The organism is Erwinia sp. PPS120, from assembly GCF_047918655.1.
GTDB classification, from domain to species: Bacteria; Pseudomonadota; Gammaproteobacteria; order Enterobacterales; family Enterobacteriaceae; genus Erwinia; species Erwinia tasmaniensis_A.
Window position 1 is genome coordinate 1 of record NZ_JBLREF010000061.1, and the last position, 20,868, is coordinate 20,868.

Here is a 20,868-nt window from a genome sequence, read left to right on the forward strand (position 1 = left end):
CGTTTTCTTAAACCGAATGAGTAAAGGATAAAGTGCGGAGGGGTGGCCGAGTGGCTGAAGGCACCGGTCTTGAAAACCGGCGACGGGAAACCGTTCGAGAGTTCGAATCTCTCCTCCTCCGCCATCAAATTCGACGGGTCAGCATAAGCTGGCCCGTTTTGCTTTTATCTCCCTGCGCCATCCGATGAAGCCCGCATTTCGCTATGCAGTACATTATCTTCCCAAAATCATTAGAGCATTCCTAAAACATCTTGTATCTTTTCAATCTCCTGATGCGTCTTAAGCGTAAAAGCGCTAGTCTGCTATACACTCAACACGGCTAACGCATGCCCATGCCTGTCTGTGTCCAGGCGGGTTCCACTGCGAGTAGCGTCTGCGCTGTTGGCGTTTTCAACCGCATCGCCCTAAACGGCTGGGCTAAACACCCTTGAATTGATGGAAAAAACATGATTAAAAAAGTTAGTCTCTGCGCGTTAGCAGTTTGCTCGGCACTTACCGGGGTGTCAGCCTTTGCGGCTGACGGTGACTACCAGCTTGAACAAGTCCTGATGATGAGCCGCCATAATCTTCGCGCGCCGCTGGCAGACAACGGCAGCGTCCTGGCGCAGGCAACCAAAAAAGCCTGGCCAAAGTGGGACGTTGCTGGTGGTCAGCTCACCACTAAGGGTGGCGTGCTGGAAGTGTATATGGGGCGCTACACCCGCGAATGGCTGGCGCGGCAGGGGCTGGTGAAGGATGGCGAGTGCCCGCCAAGCGATGATATCTACGCCTATGCCAACAGCCTTCAGCGCACCGTTGCGACGGCACAATTTTTCACTACCGGCGCTTTCCCCGGCTGCGATATTCCGGTGACGCATCAGGATGCGATGGGTGAAATGGATCCGGTATTCAGTCCGGTCATCACCGACGGCAGCGATGCCTTTAATAAGCAGGCGCTTACCGCGATGAATAGCGCAGGCGATAAGCTGGCGCTTAAGCCCGCCTTCCAGCGTCTGGAAAAGATCATCGATTATAAAAATTCACCGGCCTGCCGTGATAAAAAGCAGTGTGACCTCGCAAGCGACAACCAGAATAAATTTACCGCAGAAAATGGTAAAGAGCCGGGCGTCTCCGGTCCGCTGAAAATCGGGAACTCGCTGGTCGATGCTTTTACCCTGCAATATTACGAAGGTCTGCCGCTGGATCAGATTGCCTGGGGGCAAATCAAAACGCCTGAGCAGTGGAAAGAGCTGTCGGCCATCAAGAATGCCTATCAGGATACGCTCTTTACTTCACCTGAAGTCGCTCGCGATGTCGCCGCTCCGCTGGTGGACTATATTCGCAGTATGCTGGTGGATGAAGATAAGGCGAGTGCGCCTAAGGTCACGCTGCTGGTGGGACATGACTCCAACATAGCCTCTCTGCTGACTGCTATGGACTTCAAACCCTATACGCTGCCAGGTCAAAACGAGCGCACGCCGATTGGTGGAATGATTCAGTTCCAGCGCTGGCATGACAAGAAAAATAATCAGGAACTGGTAAAGGTAGAGTACGTTTACCAGACCAGCGATCAGTTGCGTAATGCCACCCCGCTTTCGCTGGACACGCCACCCCAGCGTGTGACGTTGCAGATGAACGGCTGTACGACGGATGCGAACGGCTTCTGTCCATGGGATCAGTTTACTCAGGTTCTGAATAAAGCTATTCAGGGAACGCCAATGGCCACCAGCGCCGCCCAGCTGGCCGCCGCCCCAGCAGACAAAGCCGAAGCGGATAAGGCCGCAGCAGATAAAGCAGCGGGCGATAAGCCAGCCAGCGATAAAGCCGCTGTCACAAAACCTGCTCCTGCGAAAGCCTCTGCTGAAAAAGCAGCTAAAGAGGGTGCTGCAGGTGACAAGGCTGGCAAGGACAACGTGACGTCTGACCGCGCTGCAGATAAGAATGAGAAGGCGAAGGGCAACGAGAAAGCAAAAGTCGATCAGAAGGTTAAGGCTGACGAGAAAGCCAGTGCCGATCAGAAAGCAAAGGCTGACGACAAAGCCAGTGCTGAACAGAAAGCAAAGGCTGACGACAAAGCCAGTGCCGATCAGAAAGCAAAAGCTGACGAGAAAGCCAGTGCCGATCAGAAAGCAAAGGCTGACGAGAAAGCCAGTGCTGAACAGAAAGCTAAAACTGACGACAAAGCTAAGGCGGATGACAAAAATAATGCGGCACCATCAGATGCCGTTACGCCCGCGCAGCCAGTGCCTCAGACTGATAAAGCGTCATGATTCGCAGTTAATGGTGTAAAAAAAGGCCGACAATGTCGGCCTTTTCTCTGTCAGTAAGTCTGTCGTCTGTCAGCGCGTCGGGATGACTGTTCGACTTGCTGACATTAACGGTCAGTTAGCGCTAACGACAACCAGCTTCTGGTTAACAAACTCTTTAATACCCAGATCGGAGAGCTCGCGTCCAAAGCCAGAACGCTTCACGCCGCCAAAGGGGAGTTCAGCCGACGTATCAGTTGCGGAGTTGATATACACCATGCCGGTTTCAATTTGCGAGGCCAGCTTTTTACCGCGTTCGATATCACGGGTGAATACTGCACCGCCCAGGCCGTAATGTGAGTCGTTCGCCAGCTTCACTACTTCCTCATCATCTTTCACGACATAGACCTGCGCCACCGGGCCAAAGAACTCTTCGAACCAGGCCGGATTATCACGCGTAATGCCGGAGAGAATAGTTGGTTCAAAAAAACAGCCTTTGCCATCCACTGCTTTACCGCCCACGTGCAGTTTGGCTCCTTTTGATACCGCTTCATTCACCTGTTTCACCAGCGTGTCGCGTGCAGAAGAAGAGGACAGAGGGCCAAGCGTGGTGCTTTCGTCCAGCGGATCGCCGATTTTAACTTCACGGAATGCCTGGATAAATTTTTCAAAGAAAGCGTCAGCCACCTTCTCCTGAACGATAAAGCGTTTTGCCGCAGTACATACCTGACCACAGTTATTCAGACGCGCACCGACACCCGCCTTGATTGCTTTATCCAGATCGCAGTCATCAAGCACCACAAATACATCATTACCGCCCAGTTCAAGGGTGGTTTTTTTCAGGTATTTACCCGCCTGTTCGGCAACGGCACTGCCCGCGCGTTCTGAGCCGGTCAGCGCAGCGCCCTGTACACGGTCATCTGCGATAAGCTCCGCAACCTGATCGCTACTGATAAACAGATTTGTCCAGACGCCTTCAGGCGCGCCTGCCTCACTAACCAGCTGTTCAAAAAGAGCAGCACAGTGAGGAACGTTTGAGGCATGCTTAAGCAGTACAGGGTTACCAGCGGCCAGGTTGGGGGCCAGCACGCGCATCAGCTGATAGAACGGGAAGTTCCACGGTTCTACGGCCACCAGCACGCCAATCGGGTGATTTTCAACCCAGGCTTCGCCCAGATCGCTGGGATAGCGCACCGGCGCAAGAAAGCGTTCAGCATTTTCAGCGTAGTAGCGGGCAATCTGCGCACACAGCTGGACTTCGCTGCGGCTCTGGCCAATGAGTTTACCCATCTCGACGCTTGCCGCTTTGGCCAGATCTTCAACGCGGCCTTCAATCAGTTCTGCAAGCTTCGTCAGTACCTGCAGACGCGGCTGGATAGGGCCTTTCGACCAGTTTGAATGGTAGAGTTCGTCGGCGGTAGATAATGCCTGTTCGACCTGATCGGCACTGTGGGCGGGCCAGGTTTTAATAAGTTCGTTACTGGTGGGATTAATTGTCTGATAAGACGACATAGTGCGCTCCTTTACGAGTAAGCTGGCTGGCTCTCAGGCCTGAAATGTGATTAAGCGTAGTCGAAAGAATACTCGTTTCACAACGTTATCAGTTGACAGAAAAAGCCGGAATATCCCGCTTTAATGCAGCAAAAAGGGCGGTAAAACCCGCCCAGGGACGTTTTAATGACGTTATACGTTTTTTCTTTCGACGGTTTTATTGTCCCAGGTGAGGACATCTTTATCGGTTTTTTCAAAGGCGCGAAGTAAAACATCATCGCTCCCCTGTTGTTCCCAAATCTCCTCCGCCAGCTTTTCGTCATAGTCAGCCACTTCGAATATGGCTTCAGCAATTTCCGGAGAGGTTGCACGCAGGCTTGCCCATTCTCCAACGTGATGTTCTTTCGATTGTTGCGTTGCCATGTTTAATCTCCTGTGAAGTGTGTTATCCGTTCAGCTTAACGGCCAGTCCGGCGACGTATTCGCCCTGGAAACGCGCAATATTCAGCTCCGTTTCGCTGGGCTGGCGGGAGCCATCTCCGCCCGCAAGGGTAGTTGCGCCGTAAGGCGTACCTCCACGAACCTGCGAAATATCAAAGAGCTCTTTCGCCGCATAACCAATCGGCACGATTACCATGCCGTGATGGGCGAGGGTGGTCCAGGTAGAGGAAATCGTGTGTTCCTGTCCTCCTCCCGTGCCGGTTGACGCAAAGACGCTTCCTAACTTGCCGTGCAGCGCGCCCGATGCCCAAAGTCCGCCCGTTCTGTCAAGAAAGGTGCGCATCTGTCCCGTCATGTTGCCGAAGCGTGTCGGCGTGCCAAAGAGAATGGCATCGTAAGTGGCAAGCTCCTCGGGGGTAGCAATAGCGGCAGACTGCTGCGTTTTGCCGCCAGCCTGAGCAAAGTGTTCGTCATCCATCGTTTCAGGTACGCGACGGATAGTCACTTCGGCACCGCTGACGCGTTTTGCTCCTTCAGCAACTGCATGTGCCATGGTCTCAATATGTCCGTACATCGAGTAGTAAAGCACCAGTATTTTGGCCATTGATTCCCTCCTTGATAAATAAAAGACATTTGCCGGGCAGCATAACCACTGTGCCAGACCCGTAAAGATCCAGAAAGCCTGTCAGCAAACGCGCAACAAACTTCCTTTCTTATCTTCAGTGAATTGCCAGTGGATAAGTATAGAAGAGGATCACAGTTTTGCTGGAATTTGCCTGCATCGGGCCTCCTGGAAAGAGGTTTATGTTTATACAGGGGTAAAATTCATTAGATAATTTTATAATATTCAGTGGTGCTAATTAATGATGGCTTCGGATTTAATTTGTCTTAAGTCGCACCATTGAGTATAAATATTCGCCAACTTTACCCGTTAATCTATGCTTAATAACGCGACGGCAGCAAATCAACGTCGTTACCCCGGGCAGTTTTCTGCCGGGTAAAATCATCAATATAGTATGATGGCTTAACTATAGCGGAGGTAAAAGATGGCAGAGCATCGTGGTGGATCGGGAAATTTCGCTGAAGACCGTAAACGCGCATCTGAGGCAGGCCGTAAGGGAGGTAAAGCCAGCGGTGGCAACTTTAAGAATGACCCTAAGCGTGCCTCCGAAGCAGGCGAAAAGGGGGGCCGCAACAGTCATGGTAATCGGGCAAAAGCTGATGACGCGTCGTAATCTGCAATGATCCAGCGAGTAGTCCCATTTGGGCCGCCGGGTTTACCCGGCGGCGATAACCTTTACTGCTCCGGTTCAACAACCGGGCTGTCAGCCAGCCCAGCCTTACGCTGATAATTCAGTATGGCATTCAGCAGAATGGCCCCAAAGGTCGCGGTGCCGATACCGCCAAGAGTGAAGCTTCCAATCCGCAGTGAGAAGTCTCCGGCCCCGGCTACCAGCGTAACGGCGGCCATAATCAGATTGCCATTCTGACCCAGATCAACGGCGTTTTGTACCCAAATCTTAGCACCCGCAACCGCAATCAGCCCGAAAACCACGATTGAGGCTCCGCCGATCACCGGGCCTGGAATGGTATGGATCAGTGCGCCAAATTTTGGTGAAAAACCGAGTAAGATAGCAATGACCGCTGCAGCAACAAATACCAGCGTCGAGTAGACCCGGGTCACCGCCATCACGCCAATATTCTCAGCATAGGTCGTGACTCCACTGCCGCCGGATGCCCCTGAAAGCAGAGTTGCCAGACCGTCGCCAACAAAAGCGCGGCCCATCCAGGGATCCATATTTTTGCCCGTCATCCCCGCCACCGCTTTTATATGCCCCAGATTTTCAGCCACCAGGATCACCGCCACCGGCGCTATCAGAAATATGGCGTGGCTGTCAAAGCTGGGAGCGGTGGTAGCTGGCAGGCCAAACCAGGGAGCATTATCAATCAGGGCAAAGTTAACCGGCTCCCCCAGCCCCAGACCGTTGGTTAACAGCATATCAATCGCACAGGCGACAATCAGGCCGATCAGAATCAGCAGCCGCTGCACCATCCCCCGGGTGAAAACGGCGACGGCGCCGATGCAAACCAGCGTAATCACCGCCATCCAGCTATCAAACTGGGAAGCGGACACGCTACGAATCGCAATAGGTGCCAGATTCAATCCGATAGCCATGACTACCGCGCCCGTTACTACGGGCGGCATCAATTTCTCTATCCAGCGCGTGCCGGTTTTCATCACCACCAGGCCAATCACGGTATAAATCAGGCCGCAGGCCATAACGCCCCCCAGCGCCAGGCTAAGGTGGGGGTTGATCCCCTGGCCCGTAAACCCGGTGACGGTAATGACCACCCCAACAAAAGCCGCGCTGGAACCCAGATAGCTGGGTACACGACCCCCGGTAACCAGGAAGAACAGTAGTGTTCCTACGCCCGACATCAGCACGCAGAGATTGGGGTCAAGCCCCATCAACAGTGGCATCAACACCGTCGCACCAAACATGGCGACCGCATGCTGCAGCCCCATAATTATTGTCTGACCCAGCGGCAGCATTTTATCCGGGGCGACAACCCCCTGCGCCGACGCGGAATGTTTCTGCCATTTTGGAAACCAGGACGCTGCCATCATTTTCTCCAGTAATGTGAATAGTGCCGGGACCGCCGGGCGCAGGGATCAGACGAGCTGTCGCCGTAAAGGGTGATAACGCCGATCGAAGTAGATCAGCCCGTGCGTATCGTCATTTGAAATCAGCGCCTGAACTTCGCAGATCAAAATGTCATGGGTGCTGACATTTATTACCTGAGAGACGCGGCAGTCGAAGGAGGCGACGGCACCGCTGAGGATTGGCGAACCGGTTACCAGCGTGGTCCAGTCGGCGGCGATAAAGCGCTCTTCCATCGGCGTTTTACCCCCAAACAGGGTAGAGAGATCTTCATGATCGGAGGCCAGCGTATTAATACAGAGCTGCTGGTTTTTTATGAAAATCTCATAGACCGAGGCGGAACGGTTCAGACAGACCAGCAGTGTAGGAGGCGTGTCGGTCACGCTGCATACCGCCGAGGCGGTAAAACCTGCCTGGCCAGCCGGGCCATCGGTGGTGATAATATTGACCGCAGCCCCAAGACGGGACATGGCATTGCGGAAATCCTGTTTTTCAACGCCGCTGATTGCGGCTGTTGCGGGCATAGCCAGAGTCATCATATTTCCTTTATTGACAGGGAAAGCGGTAGTCGCGTTGATCTGAATGCCAGAACGCGGGCCAGGGGGACGTTCAGCTATCACGCCAGGGTACAGGCGGTGACGAAATCCAGACGCGGCAGGCGGGGATAAACACTTTCCGGATCGCCGTAGCCAATGTTGATCAGCAGGTTACTTTTCCAGCCGCTCTCTGCGAAGAAGGCCGCGTCCACCGCATCGCGGTCAAAGCCCGACATCGGGCCGGTATCAAGGCCGCTCGCCCTGCACGCCGCGATCAAATAGGCCGCCTGCAGGGAGCTGTTGCGAAAGGCGGTCTCCACGGCCAGTTCCGGACTGCTGGTGAACCAGGCGCGGGCATCCGCAAAAGGAAAGAGTTCCGGTAGCCGGTTATAGAAAAGCGGATCCCAGGCAACGATGGCGGTTACCGGTGCGGTCATGGTTTTTTCGAGGTTGCCGCTGGAGAGTGCGGGCTTAAGTCGGGCCTTACCGGCCTCGCTGCGAATAAAGGAAAACCGGGCTGGGCCACAGTTAGCCGAAGTAGGTCCCATCTTAACCAGGTCGTAAATCGCCCGGATCTGCTCGTCGCTGACGGGACGATCCTGCCATCCGTTGTAGGTGCGGGCGGCGGTGAAGAGCGTTTCTAATGCCGTCATAGTCAGTTTCTCTGCCATTGTGGCTCCGTTATGCGTTTACATCGTGAGTCGATCTTTCCTGCAGCCAGTTCAGCAACAGCAGGTTGAATTCATCGCTGGCCGTAACGCTCATGGCGTGTCCACCCCAGGGCATCTTGATTACGCTGGCGTGAGGCAGCGCCCGCTCCAGCTTTTGCGAACAGGTCCAGGGCACCAGCAAATCGTCCTGTGAACAGATCAGGAGCGCGGGCTGAGCAATCGCCTGCGCCTGCGTCGTGAAATCACAGGCCATCAGGGCATGCAGGCGGTGCAGAAAATTATCGCGGCCCTGAAAATGTGCCGCGTGCAGCGCATCCTCCGCTTCAATACGCGCCTGATTCTCCGACAGCCAGTCGGCAGGGTAGAGGAACAGCGGCTGTGCCTGGACAAAGCTCTCCACGCCCGCTCTGAGCAGCAGAGTCTGCCGAACATTAAAGCAGCGGCGGGTATGGGCATCCAGCCGTAGCCAGCCGTTAACAATCACCAGTCCCCGAACGCGTTCGGGAAAGTCGAGGGCCATCTGCATGGCGATTGCACCGCCCAGCGCATGGCCGATAACCTCATAGCGTTCAAGGCCTTTTTCAGCCAGTGCCTGCGCAAGTTCTGCCGCCATATCTTTTATGCTGTAGCCTTCTGGCAGCGTATCTGCACTGCGACCCGTGCCTCGCTGGTCGTAGACAGCCACCTGGTAATCACGGGATAACGCAGCAATTTGCGGGTGCCAGAAGCTTGCTAATCCGCCAAGACCGGCGGAGAGAACCAGCGTCCTGACACCGGCATGCGCCGGCCCGATCAGTTCAATATGCATGCCTGCCTCCGCCTCCGATATGCGCCACGCTGGAAATTTCAATCAGCGCGTCGGGCTTCACCAGCCCGCACTGGATGCAGAACCGTGCCGGTTTCTCTCCGGGGAAGTAGTCGGCATAAACCTGATTGACCGCCGCATAGTTGCTCCAGTCGGTAATAAAGAGGGAATTGAAGGTGACGTCATCCAGCGTCCCTCCGGCAGATTCAATCACACGCTTTATGCTCTCCAGAACGTGACGCGTCTGAGCAGCGGCATCGCCGACGTGCACGACGTTGTTTTCCTGATCAAACGGCAGCGTGCCGGAGACATAAACTATGCCGTCGGCCAGCGTACCTGGCACAAAAGGGGCGATCGGCTGGCCGGTACCCGGTGGCGTAATAATGGTTTTTGGCATGCAGAGTGCTCCTTTATCGCGGTGGTTTACGCCGACGGTTCTAATGAAAGCGTTTCAGGCTGTAGCGCAGAGCAGAAAGCACTGACATCCGATACCCAGCCAAAAAAAGTTTCAATATTAAAGAGCGCCGCCTGCTGGGCAAAGGCAGGCCCGGCCTGATGAGTGGCGTCCGCCAGCACAATGCCGAAATACTCCAGAAAGAAACCGTCGCGCAGCGTGGCTTCAACGCAGACATTGGTCGCTATTCCGGTAAAAACCAGATGACGGATACCGCGGCTGCGTAACATGCTGTCGAGCGGCGTATTAAAAAAGCCGCTGTAGCGAGACTTAGGCAGCACAATGTCGTCCGGCTGGGGCTGGAGCTGATCGACCAACGCATAATCCCAGCCGCCCTTCGCCAGCAGCTTACCTTCCAGTTCGGGACGCGAACGCATCGTTTTAAGCGCGTTAGACTTGTGCCAGTTAGGCGAGCCGGGGCCGCCTGCCTCCACGTAGCGGTCATCCCAGCCGTTTTGGAACCAGATAATCTGGATACCCGCTTCGCGGGCGGCTTTCACGGCGATATTGATGTTTTCTATTACCGGGCGCGTGCCGGAGACGTCAAAGCCAGCGAGGTCCAGATAGCCGCCTTCAGTGGCATAGGCATTTTGCATATCCACCACAATCAGCGCGGTCTGGCCGGGCGGGAAGGCGATGGACTCAGGGCGTGCCTTGAGGGTGACGTTATCGAGGTTTGAGGCAGTGGTGCAGACAACCGTTTCTGAACTGTTCATTATGCCACCTCCTGCGTCGCGTTAAGCAGCGAGCTGCGACAGGCCATGAGCGGCTGGATCCGCTGACCAAAATTTTCGATGCCCTCAAGGAAGTTATCAAAGGTCAGCAGCACGCCCTGGGTGCCTTCAACCGCTGCCACTTCATCCAGCATACGAGCCACATGGGCATAAGAACCGACCAGCGTGCCCATATTGATGTTGACTGCCGAGGTCGGATCGGCCATTTGGCGTACATTGGTATCGCTGCCGGAACGTTTGTCCTGCTGACTTTGCGTCGTCAGCCAGGCGAGCGCGTCCTCATCGGCACCGGCTTTATAGTGCTCCCATTTCGCGCGCGCGGCCTCGTCGGTTTCATCGGCAATGATCATAAACAGGACATAAGAACCGACATCCCGACCTTCGCGATCAGCAGCCGATTTCATGCGTGCTGCGGTGGGAGCAAAGGCTGCGGGCGTATTGACGCCTTTACCAAAGCAGAAATTATAATCCGCGTGCTTTGCCGAAAAAGCCATTCCGGCATCGCTCTGACCGGCGCAGATTACCTTCATGGGTTTTTGCGGCTGCGGGCTCAGTCGGCAATCGTTCATGGTGAAAAATTCACCCTTGAGGTCAGATTTACCGTTGCCCCAGAGATCGCGTAGCACGGACACATATTCGGTCAGATAGTCATAGCGTTTTGAAAAGTATTCGTCGCCGGGCCAGAGTCCCATCTGTTCGTATTCTGGTTTTTGCCAGCCGGTCACCAGATTGACGCCGAAGCGGCCATTGGAAATGGAGTCGATGGTTGAAGCCATGCGGGCCACGATGGCAGGCGGCAAAGTTAGCGTGGCCGCAGTGGCGTAAATTTCGATGCGTGAGGTAACGGCCGCCAGGCCCGCCATAAGGGTAAAGGATTCAAGGTTATGGTCCCAGAACTCGGTTTTACCGCCAAAGCCGCGCAGCTTGATCATCGACAACGCGAAGTCAAAATGATAATGCTCCGCTTTAAGCACGATCTCTTTATTCAGCTCAAAGGTAGGTTTGTACTGAGGGGCATGGGTTGAAATCAGCCAGCCGTTATTGCCGATAGGGATAAATACGCCAACTTTCATGAAGATACCTCGTATTTTGCGTAATAGGATGTGGTACGCGCTGCGGTGCATCCTGCAGTTCCCATTTCGGCGGCGCATGCTGATGAAGTAGCAAAGGCTGTGCCAGGTTAGCAATACGCTATATATTCAGCAGGTTGAGGAATTTTGTTAAGGTAAACTGGAGTGACTGGTCTGAAATGGACCATTTGGTAAAAAAATGTGCACAGAAAACAGGCAGGCCTGTTCCATACCGGTGCAGCCCGTCTCTTTTACCGGATGAGCGGTCCTGGTTGACCTGCGAAACAGAGGATGGAGTCACGGTGAATTCAACAGATAAATTACCGGTTAAAACGACTACGCGTCGTTCAAAAGCGGTTGCAGCGAAGCGTACGGCAATTATTAATGCCGCACTGGCGCTCTTTTCTCAGTTTGGGTTGCATGGAACCACGCTGGATAAAGTGGCTGAAGGAGCGGATGTGTCGAAAACTAATCTGCTTTACTATTACCCCTCTAAAGAGGCGCTTTATATTGCCGTGCTTAAAAATATTCTCGACGTGTGGCTGGCACCGCTTCGTGCGCTCAGCAACGAGCAGCAGCCGCTGGAGGCGATCCGCGATTATATTCGTCTTAAGCTGGAGGTTTCCCGCGATCATCCCCAGGCCTCAAGGCTGTTCTGTATGGAGATGCTGCAGGGCGCGCCGCTGCTTAAAGGGGAGCTGGAAAGCTCACTGCGGACGCTGGTGGAGGAAAAATCATCGGTTATCGAAGAATGGATCGGGCAGGGCAGACTGGCGCCCGTTCAGCCGGACCATCTGATCTTTATGCTGTGGGCCGTCACCCAGCACTATGCGGATTTCGCTACTCAGGTAGAGGCCGTCACCGGCAGGACGTTGAATGACGAGAGTTTTTTCACACAGACGCTGGAAAACGTGCAGCGGATGGTGATTGAAGGTATTCGGGTACGCTAACTGACGGGCCTGTTGGCCCGTCGGAAAGTGTCAGGCCCTGCCGCGCTGGCGAACCCACCAGCCAATAGCCAGCAGAATAAACCATACCGGGGTTACCATCAGCGCTTGCCGGGTGTCCTCCTGAAGCGTCAGCAGAACGAGAACAAATGCAAAAAAGGCCAGGCAAACCCAGCTCATGACCTTGCCGAGGGGCATCTTATAGATGGAGTCTGCGTGTAGCTGTGGTCGCTTTTTACGGTAGACCAGGTACGAGCAGAGAATAATGCTCCAGACAAACATAAACAGAATGGCCGAAACGGTGGTCACCAGCGTAAAGACTTTCATCACGTTGGGGATCAGGTAAATCAGCGCCACGCCGCCCAGCAGGCAGAAGCAGGAGAAAAACAGACCGGCAGTAGGCACCGCACGGCGTGACAGCCTGCCAAAGCTGCGATGCGCGGCTCCCTGTTGTGACAGGCCGTAGAGCATACGGCTGGTGGAGAAAATCCCACTGTTAGCCGAGGAGGCCGCGGAGGTCAGCACGACGAAATTAACGATGCTGGCCGCCGCGGGCAGGCCGATAAGCATAAACATTTCCACAAACGGGCTGCGATCGGCGACGACCTTATCCCACGGGGTTACCGCCATAATGACCACCAGCGAAAGCACGTAAAACATAATGATGCGCAGTGGAATGGCGTTGATGGCCCTTGGCAGCACCCGTTTAGGATCCTGCGTTTCTGCCGCTGCGGTGCCAACCAGTTCGATGCCGACAAAGGCGAAGATCGCTATTTGAAAGCCGGCAAAAAAGCCGCTCAGGCCTTTAGGAAACATCCCGCCACGATCCCAGATGTGCGTCAACGAGGCCGTACCGCCGCCAGGCGAAGGATAGTGCATGGCAATAAGTACGACGCCGGTAACGATCAGGGCAACAATGGCGACAATCTTGATAATTGCGAACCAGAACTCCATTTCACCAAACAGTTTTACCGTCGCGATATTGAGCGACAGGAAAACGAAGATACAAAGCAGGGCGCTCATCCAGATCGAGAAGTCCGGGAACCAGAGCTGGAAATAGGCGCTGATCGCGACCACATCGGCAATGCCGGTCACCACCCAGCAAAACCAGTACGTCCATCCGGTAAAAAAGCCGGCCCAGGGCCCGAGCAAATCTGCTGCGAAGTCGCTAAACGATTTGTACTCTAAGTTGGAGAGCAGCAGCTCGCCCATGGCGCGCATCACGAAAAACAGCATGAAGCCGATGATCATATATACAAAAATAATCGACGGACCCGCCAGACTGATGGTTTTACCGGAGCCCATAAACAGGCCTGTGCCGATGGCACCGCCGATAGCAATAAGCTGAATATGCCTGTTGTTGAGATTGCGCCGGAGTTCGCCCGGTGCCTCTGATGCCAGGGGAGCGTCTTTAGATTGGTCAACCATAACGGAGTTATTGTCCTTTAGTGATGTTGTCTGAGCTCTGTAGGCTCTTATTAAGTCGTTTAAAAGCGAATTCAGCCCTACCTTAAGGTAACTCAGCTTCAGGTCGCTAATATTTTTTTCATCGTGGTCAACCACGTGCTGGGTTCTGGACAGCAGACTCCCGGCCTGACCTGCGTTTTGGGGCGCAAAGCTTAACGTAAAAGTGTCTCAGATACAGGTAAAGTTCTTAAAACCCCTTCCAACTGCACAAAAAACGAGACGACACCGCTAATCTTGTGTCGTTGTATTGCTGTGCTGATGCAGCCGTACATTTTGAACAGGCTGGCGGGAAGATAGCTCGTGATGACCGCCCGCTAACCGGAAAGGGCACCCGTCGTTGTTTAGGGTCAGGAAGGTGACAAATTTTCACTAAAAAATAATCTTCGATGCTAACAATACAAAGGCGCGCGTATAAAAAAGCAGTAGCTGTATAGCCATAATTAAGTAAAATTAATATTATATTAACAGTCAAATAAAAGCCAAATTAGTCATTTTTTAGGTTAATTCTATTTATATCATGTAATTACAAATTTACCTTTTACTTTTATTATGCTTTTACTAGCGTTAAACATGAGCAAAATTAAAAATTTTTAAATTAATTTGTGAGCTTTGACAGGGGCAAAATTATTGAATGTTTATAGGAAAAATCCTACTCTAAGCGGGGTGGCAGGTATGTGAGTAGAGGTCAGCCAGCTAAATACCTCGGGTTGAGTGAAATGCTGGAAGGTCCTGGCTGGTCAATAATTCAGCGAAGCGAGCCGCATAAAAATGTTCATTTCGGGGTTATTATCACAGTTGTGGTTTTTATGGGATTGCAATGAGGTATTGCTCTTTTTTATTCATTTTTTTGCCCCATATTACAGTAAATAACCGGAACAGGAGGGGATAGCCACTACCCTCCGATGAGGCATTAATGATTGGCAGTAACTATTTCAGCTGGCGTAACGAAATGCGGGCTGCTTTGGATGATGTGAAGGATGCCGCCGAAATAATGTGCGTCATTGAGCAGCAGACCATCAAGCTGGGACTTAAGTTTTACGCGTTGTTTATCCAACATCCCATACCTTTTACGCGACCAAAAACTTTTATTTATAGTAACTATCCCAGCAAATGGGTCAGGCTATATGAGAATGAGGACTTTGCTGCTATAGACCCCGTTATCAATTACTGCAAGGTGCCGGGGAAAATATTTTTATGGAACGATCGTGTCAACTGCGGCGATAGCAGAGTACTGATGACCGCGAGGGAGTACGGAATTTGCTCAGGATTTTCCTGTTCCACTATGGCACTAAACCGGGCCACAGGAATATTATCCATGGCATCGCATGAACCGGTTGAAAAAATAAGATTAGTACAGGAAGATCAGTTAAAGCTCCAGCATTTGGTGGTCCTGGTGCTTGAGTCGTTACAGCGTGTAAAAGATATTTCGATGTCGGTTATGAACATGGAATTAAGCCAGCGGGAGCTGGAGATTTTAAAATGGACGGCAGAGGGTAAAACTTCAGCGGAAATATCCCTCATACTCTGTATTTCGGAAAATACCGTTAACTTTCATCAAAAAAATATGCAAAAAAGGTTTAATGCGCCTAACCGAACCCAGGTGGCCTCCTACGCGGCTGCGATGGGATTAATCTGAGGGGTAATACAACTACTAAATTTGGTAGTTTCGAATTGCTAATAGGTTGTCTACCCTGCGCTCAGGGTAACAACCCTGAGCGGGCCGTCAGGAGCGGCATCCACGAGGGAATGCGTCAGGGGAATAATGATGAAAATTATACAAACAAAACTTAAGGACATGCCTTCCTCCTTACTGGTCGAATTGGGAAGCTACCGCTATAGCGTTTTTGCCAGGGGGGAAGGGTGGTCAATTCCGTCACGGCTCAGTACGCCGGGTCAGGAGTACGATCGCTTTGACCGCTCAGATGTGACCTGGCTGATTGCCTGGACGGCTCAGCATGGCATTTGTGGCTGCGCCCGACTGATGGAGTGGCATGAGCCGGATACCGGTCTGACGCCGGAGAGTCGCAGTAGTAAAACCCAGCTGCCTGCCTGGGAAATGTCGCGGTTCTCAGCCCGACTGGAAATTGATTCGGAGCTGCCGCTGAGTATTTTGTGGCACTGCGTTCAGCTGGCAGAACAGTCTGGGATCCGCTTTCTCTATAGTGCGGCAACACCTATGCTGGAGCATATGTTCGAGAAAAATCAGGTGGTCTATGAACCACTGACGGCGGGTGTGATTCAGTCTGAAGACAACCTGTTCGCCGTACGCATTCCCGTTCATCAGCCCCACCTTGCGGAGAAGTTTCGTGGTGCGCGCCGCTTCAGTCCGGAGGAAGTGCTGCCCACGCTGGGTGTTTCCGTTAGCTGGGGTTCAAGGGGGCGTTAACCCTGAAATTTTGCCCACAGCGAAATAAGCACGGCGGCAGCCACGCACCAGCACAACACGCCGCTGCCTAACGCCACAGGCAGCCGCGTGATCCCCACAAAGTACCAAAGGGAGAGCAGGTAGATAAAGTAAGGAATAATTGCCCACATGCCAAATATCAGGGTGGTACGAAGTGCCTGAACGCCACGTTCACTGCCCACGATATAATGTGCAATCAGTGCAAAGGTAGGAAAAAGAGGCAGGAGCCCTGCAATATAATAGCTACGGGTTTTAGACAGGATACCGATCAGCACCACGACCAGTGCACCCAATAACGCCTTTAAGAGTAAGCCCATTGTTTCCCGTATACTCGATGGAAAAAACCCACAATCTAACATCCGTGGGCGAAAATCAATGGGCGGGGAAATGATTATCCGTTACTGGCGATAAGCTTGTTTGATCTGCTTGATAGTGCCGCTGAAGACTTCAGCCTGCTGCTGATCGGTTAACTGATTAATGTACCTTTCCATATTGATAATGACTTTACCGGCATCAGCCTGACCCATACCCTTTAACATAAACGTCACCAGTGCCTTCATACATGCCACTTCTTTGGCCAGAGTTTCAGTTTCTTCGCTGGTTGAAAAGTCTGTATTGCTCATGATTTTTCCTTATAAGTCATCTCAACTTCACCGGCCCGACAGCTGCCGCTGGTACTGTAAACTGCTGACAAGTATATCACATAAGAAACGCCCGCGATCGCCTCCGGGGAAGGGGGCCACCTTAAATAGCCGCCGCGGGATATGTGAATTTTTTCTGTTCGATCGGGGGTTAAAAGAGGTAAGATCGTCTATCAGAAAATCCCTAAATGCCGTAGCTCATATCCCCTTTTGGAGAGAGAACCCTTGATAAGCGTTCTGCTTGTAGATGACCATGAACTTGTCCGCGCGGGCATCCGCCGCATACTGGAAGACATTAAAGGTTTTCAGGTGGTGGGTGAATCCAACTGTGGCGAAGATGCGGTTAAATGGTGCCGTTCAAACAGCGCAGACGTTGTGCTGATGGACATGAACATGCCTGGCATTGGTGGTCTTGAAGCGACACGTAAAATCGTGCGCTATAACCCCGATATCAAAATTATCATGCTCACCATTCATACTGAAAACCCTCTGCCAGCGCGAGTGATGCAGGCCGGGGCAGCGGGCTATCTGAGTAAGGGGGCGGCACCCCAGGAAGTGGTCAATGCCATTCGTTGCGTCAATGCCGGGCAGCGCTATATAGCCTCTGATATTGCCCAGCAGATGGCGTTAAGCCAGATTGAACCGCAGAAAACGGATTCACCCTTCGATTGTTTGTCGGAACGTGAATTACAGATTATGCTGATGATTACACGGGGTCAAAAAGTGGCAGATATTTCAGATCAGCTGAGCCTGAGCCCCAAAACAGTTAACAGCTATCGCTACCGGATGTTCAGTAAGCTCAACATCAGCGGTGACGTAGAGTTAACGCATCTGGCCATTCGCCATGGCCTGTTTAATCCGGAGTCGTTGATCAGTAGTGAATGATGTATTTGATGCAAAAACCTTCCTGAAGTCTGTGACCAGCCAGCCCGGCGTCTACCGTATGTATGATGCAGGCGAAACGGTTATCTATGTCGGAAAAGCCAAAGATCTCAAAAAGCGTCTCTCCAGCTACTTTCGCGGCAACCTCGGGAGTCGTAAAACGGAAGCGCTGGTCGACAGCATTCGTCAGATCGACGTCACGGTAACGCACACGGAAACTGAAGCGTTACTTCTCGAACATAACTACATCAAACTGTATCAGCCCCGCTACAATGTGCTGCTACGGGATGATAAGTCTTATCCCTTTATTTTTCTCAGTGCGGATGCCCATCCACGTCTCGCCAGCCATCGCGGTGCAAAACATGCGAAAGGGGAGTACTTCGGTCCTTTCCCAAATGGTTACGCGGTGCGTGAAACGCTCTCGCTGCTACAGAAAATATTCCCGGTCAGGCAGTGTGAAAACAACGTATACCGTAATCGCTCGCGTCCCTGCCTGCAATATCAAATCGGGCGCTGTCTGGGCCCCTGCGTAGCAGGCCTGGTGTCGGAAGAGGAATATGCGCAGCAAATTTCCTGGGTTCGACTCTTTTTATCCGGTAAGGACGATCAGGTCCTCAATCAGCTGGTTGGACGGATGGAGCAGGCCAGCCGCGATCTCAAATTCGAGGAAGCGGGGCGGCTGCGCGATCAGATTCAGGCGGTTCGACGCGTCACTGAAAAGCAGTTCGTCTCCAATAATGGCGATGACCTGGATGTTATCGGCGTCGCCTTTGATTCGGGCATGGCCTGCCTGCACGTACTCTTTATCCGCCAGGGTAAGGTCCTGGGTAGCCGCAGCTATTTCCCGAAAATACCCGGCGGCACCGAGCTGGCCGAAGTGGTACAAACGTTTGTCGGACAGTTTTATTTGCAGGGGAGCCAGGCCCGCACGCTCCCTTCCGATATCCTGCTGGACTTCACGCTGCCTGAAAAGGATCTGCTGGCCGAGTCGCTGACGACCCTTGCCGGACGGCGGGTCACTATTCAAAGTCGTCCGCGTGGCGATCGGGCACGCTACCTGAAGCTGGCGCGCACTAACGCCAGCACCGCGCTGATCAGCCGACTCTCGCAGCAGTCGACGATTCACCAGCGGCTTCACGCGCTGGCGACGGTGCTTAAGCTGCCGGAAATTAACCGCATGGAGTGCTTTGATATCAGCCACACCATGGGCGAACAGACCATTGCCTCCTGTGTGGTTTTTGACAGCAATGGTCCGCTGCGTGCGGAGTACCGACGTTACAATATTACGGGCATTACGCCGGGCGATGACTACGCGGCAATGAATCAGGTGCTGCGTCGGCGATACGGTAAAGCCATTGAAGAGAATAAAATTCCGGACGTTATTCTTATCGACGGCGGCAAGGGGCAGTTGGGACAGGCCAAAACGGTTTTCGCGGAACTGGATGTGGAGTGGGATAAAAGAAAGCCAATTCTGCTGGGGATTGCCAAGGGAACCGATCGTAAGGCCGGGCTGGAAACGCTATTCTTCGAGCCAGAAGGCGAGGGGTTCTCTCTGCCCCCTGACTCTCCGGCGTTGCACGTGCTTCAGCATATTCGTGACGATTCTCATAATCATGCCATCACCGGGCATCGTAACAAGCGCGCTAAGGTTAAAAATACCAGCGCACTGGAAACGATTGAGGGTATTGGCCCGAAACGTCGCCAGCAGTTGCTAAAATACATGGGCGGCCTGCAGCCGTTGATGAACGCGTCGGTGGACGAAATCGCCAGAGTGCCGGGGATTTCGCAGTTACTGGCAGAGAAAATCTTTTATTCGCTGAAACACTAAGCATTGCAACGGTCAGGGCAATGTAGGAACATAGGGACAAATTCTACCCTGCCCAGACAGTTAGCGTACCTATGCATTTTAACATTCCGACCTTACTTACTCTGTTTCGTGTCGTTTTGATTCCGTTCTTTGTGCTGGCATTCTACCTGCCATTTCAATGGGCTCCGCTGGCTTGTGCGCTTATTTTTATCGTGGCGGCAATCACTGACTGGTTCGATGGCTACCTTGCCCGGCGTCTTAAACAGACCACCCGTTTCGGCGCGTTCCTCGATCCCGTAGCGGATAAAGTGATGGTAGCGATTGCCCTGGTGCTGGTTGCCGAGCACTTTCACGCCTGGTGGGTTACGCTGCCCGCAGCGACGATGATTGCGCGTGAAATTATCATTTCTGCGCTGCGCGAATGGATGGCAGAAATCGGCAAGCGCAGCAGCGTGGCCGTATCATGGATAGGCAAAGTGAAAACCACCGCGCAGATGCTCTCTCTTTTTGCGCTGCTCTGGCGTTATGACAGCACGGTTATCGGCATTGGCGTGGTCGCGTTGTATATCGCTGCGGTGCTGACTTTCTGGTCAATGTTCCAGTATCTTAACGCTGCGCGCGGTGATCTGTTCGAACGGTGATCGATACGGTTCAAAAAGCAGCAAACGGATAAAATATGAGGATAATTTTATTGACTCATTTCGCCAGGTCAGTAGAATGCAACGCATCGAAAGGCAGTCAGGTTGCCAGAAGATAAAATAAATCAGCATGTTCTGTGAAGCAGGCAGAAATGATGAAAGCGGGAATAGCTCAGTTGGTAGAGCACGACCTTGCCAAGGTCGGGGTCGCGAGTTCGAGTCTCGTTTCCCGCTCCAGATTCAGCATATCAGGCAAAGCCTGGTGGCTAAGCAAGATTAAGGCGCGTTGGCAGAGTGGCCATGCAGCGGATTGCAAATCCGTGAACCTCGGTTCGACTCCGGGACGCGCCTCCACTTTACACCCTGCCCGGGTGGTGAAATCGGTAGACACAAGGGATTTAAAATCCCTCGGCTTATGGCTGTGCGGGTTCAAGTCCCGCCCCGGGCACCATACTTTTACTACCGATTAAAACGAATAAAATCAAAGCAATAAGCAGTGATGTCGTAACCGCCCAAGGGCGGTTTTTTTGTAATTATAGTAAGTTTCATAATACCCCTGCAGAATATTTTTCCCGTCTTACTGGTTGCCAACGACCGGAACTACAGCAATTTTCCTGTTGTACCTAACAGTTTGCTCGACATTTTTATGCCCGGAAATTGCCTGCTTGTCATAGATGTTACCGGAAAGATCGGAGATGCCTTTTGCCTTCAGGTCGTGAAATGTGAAATCAAATTCCCTTTTGGAAATGCTACCTTTGCGTCATGCTTTGCCTTCATCCATCGACTATTGAAACCATCACGCGTATACCTGGCACCGGACTGCTGATGAATAACAAAAATCGAACTCATCCCTTTATTAATGTAAGTATCCCGGCTTTAGTTCCACGCACTTTTTGAGATTTCCAGTTTCTCAGCCATCAGCCCATATTCTTCCGGCGTCAGGTTTTTCAGGGATTCATGAGGCCGCTCACTGTTGTATTCATTCAGCCAGC

Annotated in this window: 22 protein-coding genes, 4 tRNA genes and 1 pseudogene; 12 read left to right on the forward strand and 15 right to left on the reverse strand. The window is 52.7% G+C overall.

Translation table 11 applies throughout. From position 1 onward, the window contains the following. Nucleotides 1-36: 36 nt before the first annotated feature. Nucleotides 37-124: transfer RNA gene (locus ACLRGG_RS20785), tRNA-Ser, on the forward strand. Between the two features lie 322 nt (nucleotides 125-446). Beyond that, complete coding sequence (agp, locus tag ACLRGG_RS20790) at nucleotides 447-2,249, forward strand: bifunctional glucose-1-phosphatase/inositol phosphatase (protein ID WP_416251511.1); 1,803 nt, start codon at nucleotides 447-449, stop codon at nucleotides 2,247-2,249. A gap of 111 nt (nucleotides 2,250-2,360) precedes the next feature. Here agp and ACLRGG_RS20795 read toward each other — a convergent pair whose 3' ends face one another. From ACLRGG_RS20795 to wrbA, 3 genes are all read right to left on the reverse strand, one after another. Next, the gene (locus ACLRGG_RS20795) at nucleotides 2,361-3,737 is read right to left on the reverse strand and encodes an NAD-dependent succinate-semialdehyde dehydrogenase (RefSeq protein ID WP_416251512.1); all 1,377 of its coding nucleotides are present in this window, start codon (nucleotides 3,735-3,737) and stop codon (nucleotides 2,361-2,363) included. 171 nt (nucleotides 3,738-3,908) lie between these two features. Then, a complete protein-coding gene (locus tag ACLRGG_RS20800; RefSeq protein WP_416251513.1) occupies nucleotides 3,909-4,139 on the reverse strand; it encodes a YccJ family protein in 231 nt (76 codons plus the stop codon). 22 nt (nucleotides 4,140-4,161) lie between these two features. Beyond that, nucleotides 4,162-4,761, reverse strand: a complete 600-nt coding sequence (wrbA, locus tag ACLRGG_RS20805) for an NAD(P)H:quinone oxidoreductase (protein WP_416251514.1) — start codon at nucleotides 4,759-4,761, stop codon at nucleotides 4,162-4,164. A 442-nt stretch (nucleotides 4,762-5,203) separates the two neighbouring features. Here wrbA and ACLRGG_RS20810 point away from each other — a divergent pair, with 442 nt between their 5' ends. After that, nucleotides 5,204-5,392, forward strand: coding sequence for a con-10 family general stress protein (locus tag ACLRGG_RS20810; RefSeq protein ID WP_067703003.1), 189 nt, complete (start codon nucleotides 5,204-5,206; stop codon nucleotides 5,390-5,392). Nucleotides 5,393-5,454: 62 nt separating this feature from the next. On the opposite strand, the gene ACLRGG_RS20815 is transcribed toward ACLRGG_RS20810, so the two are convergent. The 7 genes from ACLRGG_RS20815 to rutA form a co-directional block, all read right to left on the reverse strand. Next, nucleotides 5,455-6,783, reverse strand: a complete 1,329-nt coding sequence (locus tag ACLRGG_RS20815) for a solute carrier family 23 protein (protein WP_416251528.1) — start codon at nucleotides 6,781-6,783, stop codon at nucleotides 5,455-5,457. A gap of 48 nt (nucleotides 6,784-6,831) precedes the next feature. After that, a complete protein-coding gene (gene rutF, locus ACLRGG_RS20820; protein ID WP_416251515.1) occupies nucleotides 6,832-7,359 on the reverse strand; it encodes an NADH-dependent FMN reductase RutF in 528 nt (175 codons plus the stop codon). A 77-nt stretch (nucleotides 7,360-7,436) separates the two neighbouring features. Further along, nucleotides 7,437-8,027, reverse strand: coding sequence for a malonic semialdehyde reductase (locus ACLRGG_RS20825; RefSeq protein ID WP_416251516.1), 591 nt, complete (start codon nucleotides 8,025-8,027; stop codon nucleotides 7,437-7,439). A gap of 10 nt (nucleotides 8,028-8,037) precedes the next feature. Continuing rightward, nucleotides 8,038-8,835: a pyrimidine utilization protein D gene (gene rutD, locus ACLRGG_RS20830; protein WP_416251517.1), complete on the reverse strand. Its 798-nt coding sequence runs from the start codon at nucleotides 8,833-8,835 to the stop codon at nucleotides 8,038-8,040. After that, nucleotides 8,825-9,229, reverse strand: a complete 405-nt coding sequence (gene rutC, locus ACLRGG_RS20835; RefSeq protein ID WP_416251518.1) for a pyrimidine utilization protein C — start codon at nucleotides 9,227-9,229, stop codon at nucleotides 8,825-8,827. The genes rutD and rutC overlap by 11 nt, the downstream gene beginning before the upstream one ends. Before the next feature lie 26 nt (nucleotides 9,230-9,255). Further along, nucleotides 9,256-10,002, reverse strand: a complete 747-nt coding sequence (gene rutB / locus ACLRGG_RS20840; RefSeq protein WP_416251519.1) for a pyrimidine utilization protein B — start codon at nucleotides 10,000-10,002, stop codon at nucleotides 9,256-9,258. Then, nucleotides 10,002-11,093 carry a pyrimidine utilization protein A gene (gene rutA / locus ACLRGG_RS20845; protein WP_416251520.1) on the reverse strand — a complete coding sequence of 364 codons (1,092 nt, stop codon included), beginning with the start codon at nucleotides 11,091-11,093 and terminating at the stop codon, nucleotides 10,002-10,004. Before rutA ends, rutB begins: the two co-directional genes overlap by 1 nt. A gap of 299 nt (nucleotides 11,094-11,392) precedes the next feature. On the opposite strand from rutA, the gene rutR reads away from it, so the two are divergent. Next, nucleotides 11,393-12,040 carry an HTH-type transcriptional regulator RutR gene (rutR, locus tag ACLRGG_RS20850; RefSeq protein ID WP_416251521.1) on the forward strand — a complete coding sequence of 216 codons (648 nt, stop codon included), beginning with the start codon at nucleotides 11,393-11,395 and terminating at the stop codon, nucleotides 12,038-12,040. A 30-nt stretch (nucleotides 12,041-12,070) separates the two neighbouring features. Here rutR and cycA read toward each other — a convergent pair whose 3' ends face one another. Then, complete coding sequence (gene cycA, locus ACLRGG_RS20855) at nucleotides 12,071-13,465, reverse strand: D-serine/D-alanine/glycine transporter (RefSeq protein WP_416251522.1); 1,395 nt, start codon at nucleotides 13,463-13,465, stop codon at nucleotides 12,071-12,073. A gap of 952 nt (nucleotides 13,466-14,417) precedes the next feature. On the opposite strand from cycA, the gene ACLRGG_RS20860 reads away from it, so the two are divergent. After that, nucleotides 14,418-15,140: an autoinducer binding domain-containing protein gene (locus tag ACLRGG_RS20860; protein WP_416251523.1), complete on the forward strand. Its 723-nt coding sequence runs from the start codon at nucleotides 14,418-14,420 to the stop codon at nucleotides 15,138-15,140. Between the two features lie 129 nt (nucleotides 15,141-15,269). Further along, nucleotides 15,270-15,890: an autoinducer synthase gene (locus ACLRGG_RS20865; protein WP_416251529.1), complete on the forward strand. Its 621-nt coding sequence runs from the start codon at nucleotides 15,270-15,272 to the stop codon at nucleotides 15,888-15,890. Here the strand turns inward: ACLRGG_RS20865 and ACLRGG_RS20870 are convergent. Together ACLRGG_RS20870 and ACLRGG_RS20875 are read right to left on the reverse strand one after the other, a co-directional pair. Further along, entirely contained in the window at nucleotides 15,887-16,225 is a 339-nt protein-coding gene (locus tag ACLRGG_RS20870) for a GlpM family protein (protein WP_416251524.1), read from the reverse strand. The two genes, ACLRGG_RS20865 and ACLRGG_RS20870, sit on opposite strands and share 4 nt — an antisense overlap. Nucleotides 16,226-16,306: 81 nt before the next feature. Next, complete coding sequence (locus ACLRGG_RS20875; protein WP_416251525.1) at nucleotides 16,307-16,531, reverse strand: DUF2594 family protein; 225 nt, start codon at nucleotides 16,529-16,531, stop codon at nucleotides 16,307-16,309. A 243-nt stretch (nucleotides 16,532-16,774) separates the two neighbouring features. On the opposite strand from ACLRGG_RS20875, the gene uvrY reads away from it, so the two are divergent. The 6 genes from uvrY (at nucleotide 16,775) to ACLRGG_RS20905 (ending at nucleotide 20,327) form a co-directional block, all read left to right on the forward strand. Beyond that, nucleotides 16,775-17,434, forward strand: coding sequence for a UvrY/SirA/GacA family response regulator transcription factor (gene uvrY, locus ACLRGG_RS20880; protein ID WP_416251526.1), 660 nt, complete (start codon nucleotides 16,775-16,777; stop codon nucleotides 17,432-17,434). After that, nucleotides 17,427-19,259, forward strand: coding sequence for an excinuclease ABC subunit UvrC (uvrC, locus tag ACLRGG_RS20885; RefSeq protein WP_416251527.1), 1,833 nt, complete (start codon nucleotides 17,427-17,429; stop codon nucleotides 19,257-19,259). Before uvrY ends, uvrC begins: the two co-directional genes overlap by 8 nt. Before the next feature lie 71 nt (nucleotides 19,260-19,330). Further along, the gene (pgsA, locus tag ACLRGG_RS20890) at nucleotides 19,331-19,879 is read left to right on the forward strand and encodes a CDP-diacylglycerol--glycerol-3-phosphate 3-phosphatidyltransferase (RefSeq protein WP_067703040.1); all 549 of its coding nucleotides are present in this window, start codon (nucleotides 19,331-19,333) and stop codon (nucleotides 19,877-19,879) included. Nucleotides 19,880-20,037: 158 nt separating this feature from the next. After that, a tRNA-Gly gene (locus ACLRGG_RS20895) sits at nucleotides 20,038-20,113 on the forward strand. Between the two features lie 43 nt (nucleotides 20,114-20,156). Next, nucleotides 20,157-20,230 (forward strand) — tRNA-Cys (locus tag ACLRGG_RS20900). Nucleotides 20,231-20,241: 11 nt separating this feature from the next. Continuing rightward, nucleotides 20,242-20,327: transfer RNA gene (locus tag ACLRGG_RS20905), tRNA-Leu, on the forward strand. Between the two features lie 126 nt (nucleotides 20,328-20,453). On the opposite strand, the pseudogene ACLRGG_RS20910 reads toward ACLRGG_RS20905, so the two are convergent. Beyond that, nucleotides 20,454-20,737, reverse strand: a pseudogene (locus ACLRGG_RS20910) (site-specific integrase); the annotation flags it as partial. Nucleotides 20,738-20,752: 15 nt separating this feature from the next. After that, a partial coding sequence (locus ACLRGG_RS20915; RefSeq protein WP_416251530.1) for an integrase core domain-containing protein occupies nucleotides 20,753-20,868 on the reverse strand: 116 nt, incomplete at its 5' end.

Excerpts from the sequence above, each read along its gene's own strand:
- ACLRGG_RS20800 (WP_416251513.1), bottom strand. The coding sequence starts at position 4,139 with ATGGCAACGCAACAATCGAAAGAACATCACGTTGGAGAATGGGCAAGC.
- ACLRGG_RS20875 (WP_416251525.1), bottom strand. The coding sequence starts at position 16,531 with ATGAGCAATACAGACTTTTCAACCAGCGAAGAAACTGAAACTCTGGCC.
- agp (WP_416251511.1), top strand. The coding sequence starts at position 447 with ATGATTAAAAAAGTTAGTCTCTGCGCGTTAGCAGTTTGCTCGGCACTT.
- wrbA (WP_416251514.1), bottom strand. The coding sequence starts at position 4,761 with ATGGCCAAAATACTGGTGCTTTACTACTCGATGTACGGACATATTGAG.
- rutD (WP_416251517.1), bottom strand. The coding sequence starts at position 8,835 with ATGCATATTGAACTGATCGGGCCGGCGCATGCCGGTGTCAGGACGCTG.
- rutF (WP_416251515.1), bottom strand. The coding sequence starts at position 7,359 with ATGATGACTCTGGCTATGCCCGCAACAGCCGCAATCAGCGGCGTTGAA.
- ACLRGG_RS20860 (WP_416251523.1), top strand. The coding sequence starts at position 14,418 with ATGATTGGCAGTAACTATTTCAGCTGGCGTAACGAAATGCGGGCTGCT.
- ACLRGG_RS20825 (WP_416251516.1), bottom strand. The coding sequence starts at position 8,027 with ATGGCAGAGAAACTGACTATGACGGCATTAGAAACGCTCTTCACCGCC.
- cycA (WP_416251522.1), bottom strand. The coding sequence starts at position 13,465 with ATGGTTGACCAATCTAAAGACGCTCCCCTGGCATCAGAGGCACCGGGC.
- ACLRGG_RS20870 (WP_416251524.1), bottom strand. The coding sequence starts at position 16,225 with ATGGGCTTACTCTTAAAGGCGTTATTGGGTGCACTGGTCGTGGTGCTG.
- pgsA (WP_067703040.1), top strand. The coding sequence starts at position 19,331 with ATGCATTTTAACATTCCGACCTTACTTACTCTGTTTCGTGTCGTTTTG.
- ACLRGG_RS20815 (WP_416251528.1), bottom strand. The coding sequence starts at position 6,783 with ATGGCAGCGTCCTGGTTTCCAAAATGGCAGAAACATTCCGCGTCGGCG.
- rutC (WP_416251518.1), bottom strand. The coding sequence starts at position 9,229 with ATGCCAAAAACCATTATTACGCCACCGGGTACCGGCCAGCCGATCGCC.
- ACLRGG_RS20810 (WP_067703003.1), top strand. The coding sequence starts at position 5,204 with ATGGCAGAGCATCGTGGTGGATCGGGAAATTTCGCTGAAGACCGTAAA.
- rutB (WP_416251519.1), bottom strand. The coding sequence starts at position 10,002 with ATGAACAGTTCAGAAACGGTTGTCTGCACCACTGCCTCAAACCTCGAT.
- ACLRGG_RS20865 (WP_416251529.1), top strand. The coding sequence starts at position 15,270 with ATGAAAATTATACAAACAAAACTTAAGGACATGCCTTCCTCCTTACTG.
- ACLRGG_RS20795 (WP_416251512.1), bottom strand. The coding sequence starts at position 3,737 with ATGTCGTCTTATCAGACAATTAATCCCACCAGTAACGAACTTATTAAA.
- rutA (WP_416251520.1), bottom strand. The coding sequence starts at position 11,093 with ATGAAAGTTGGCGTATTTATCCCTATCGGCAATAACGGCTGGCTGATT.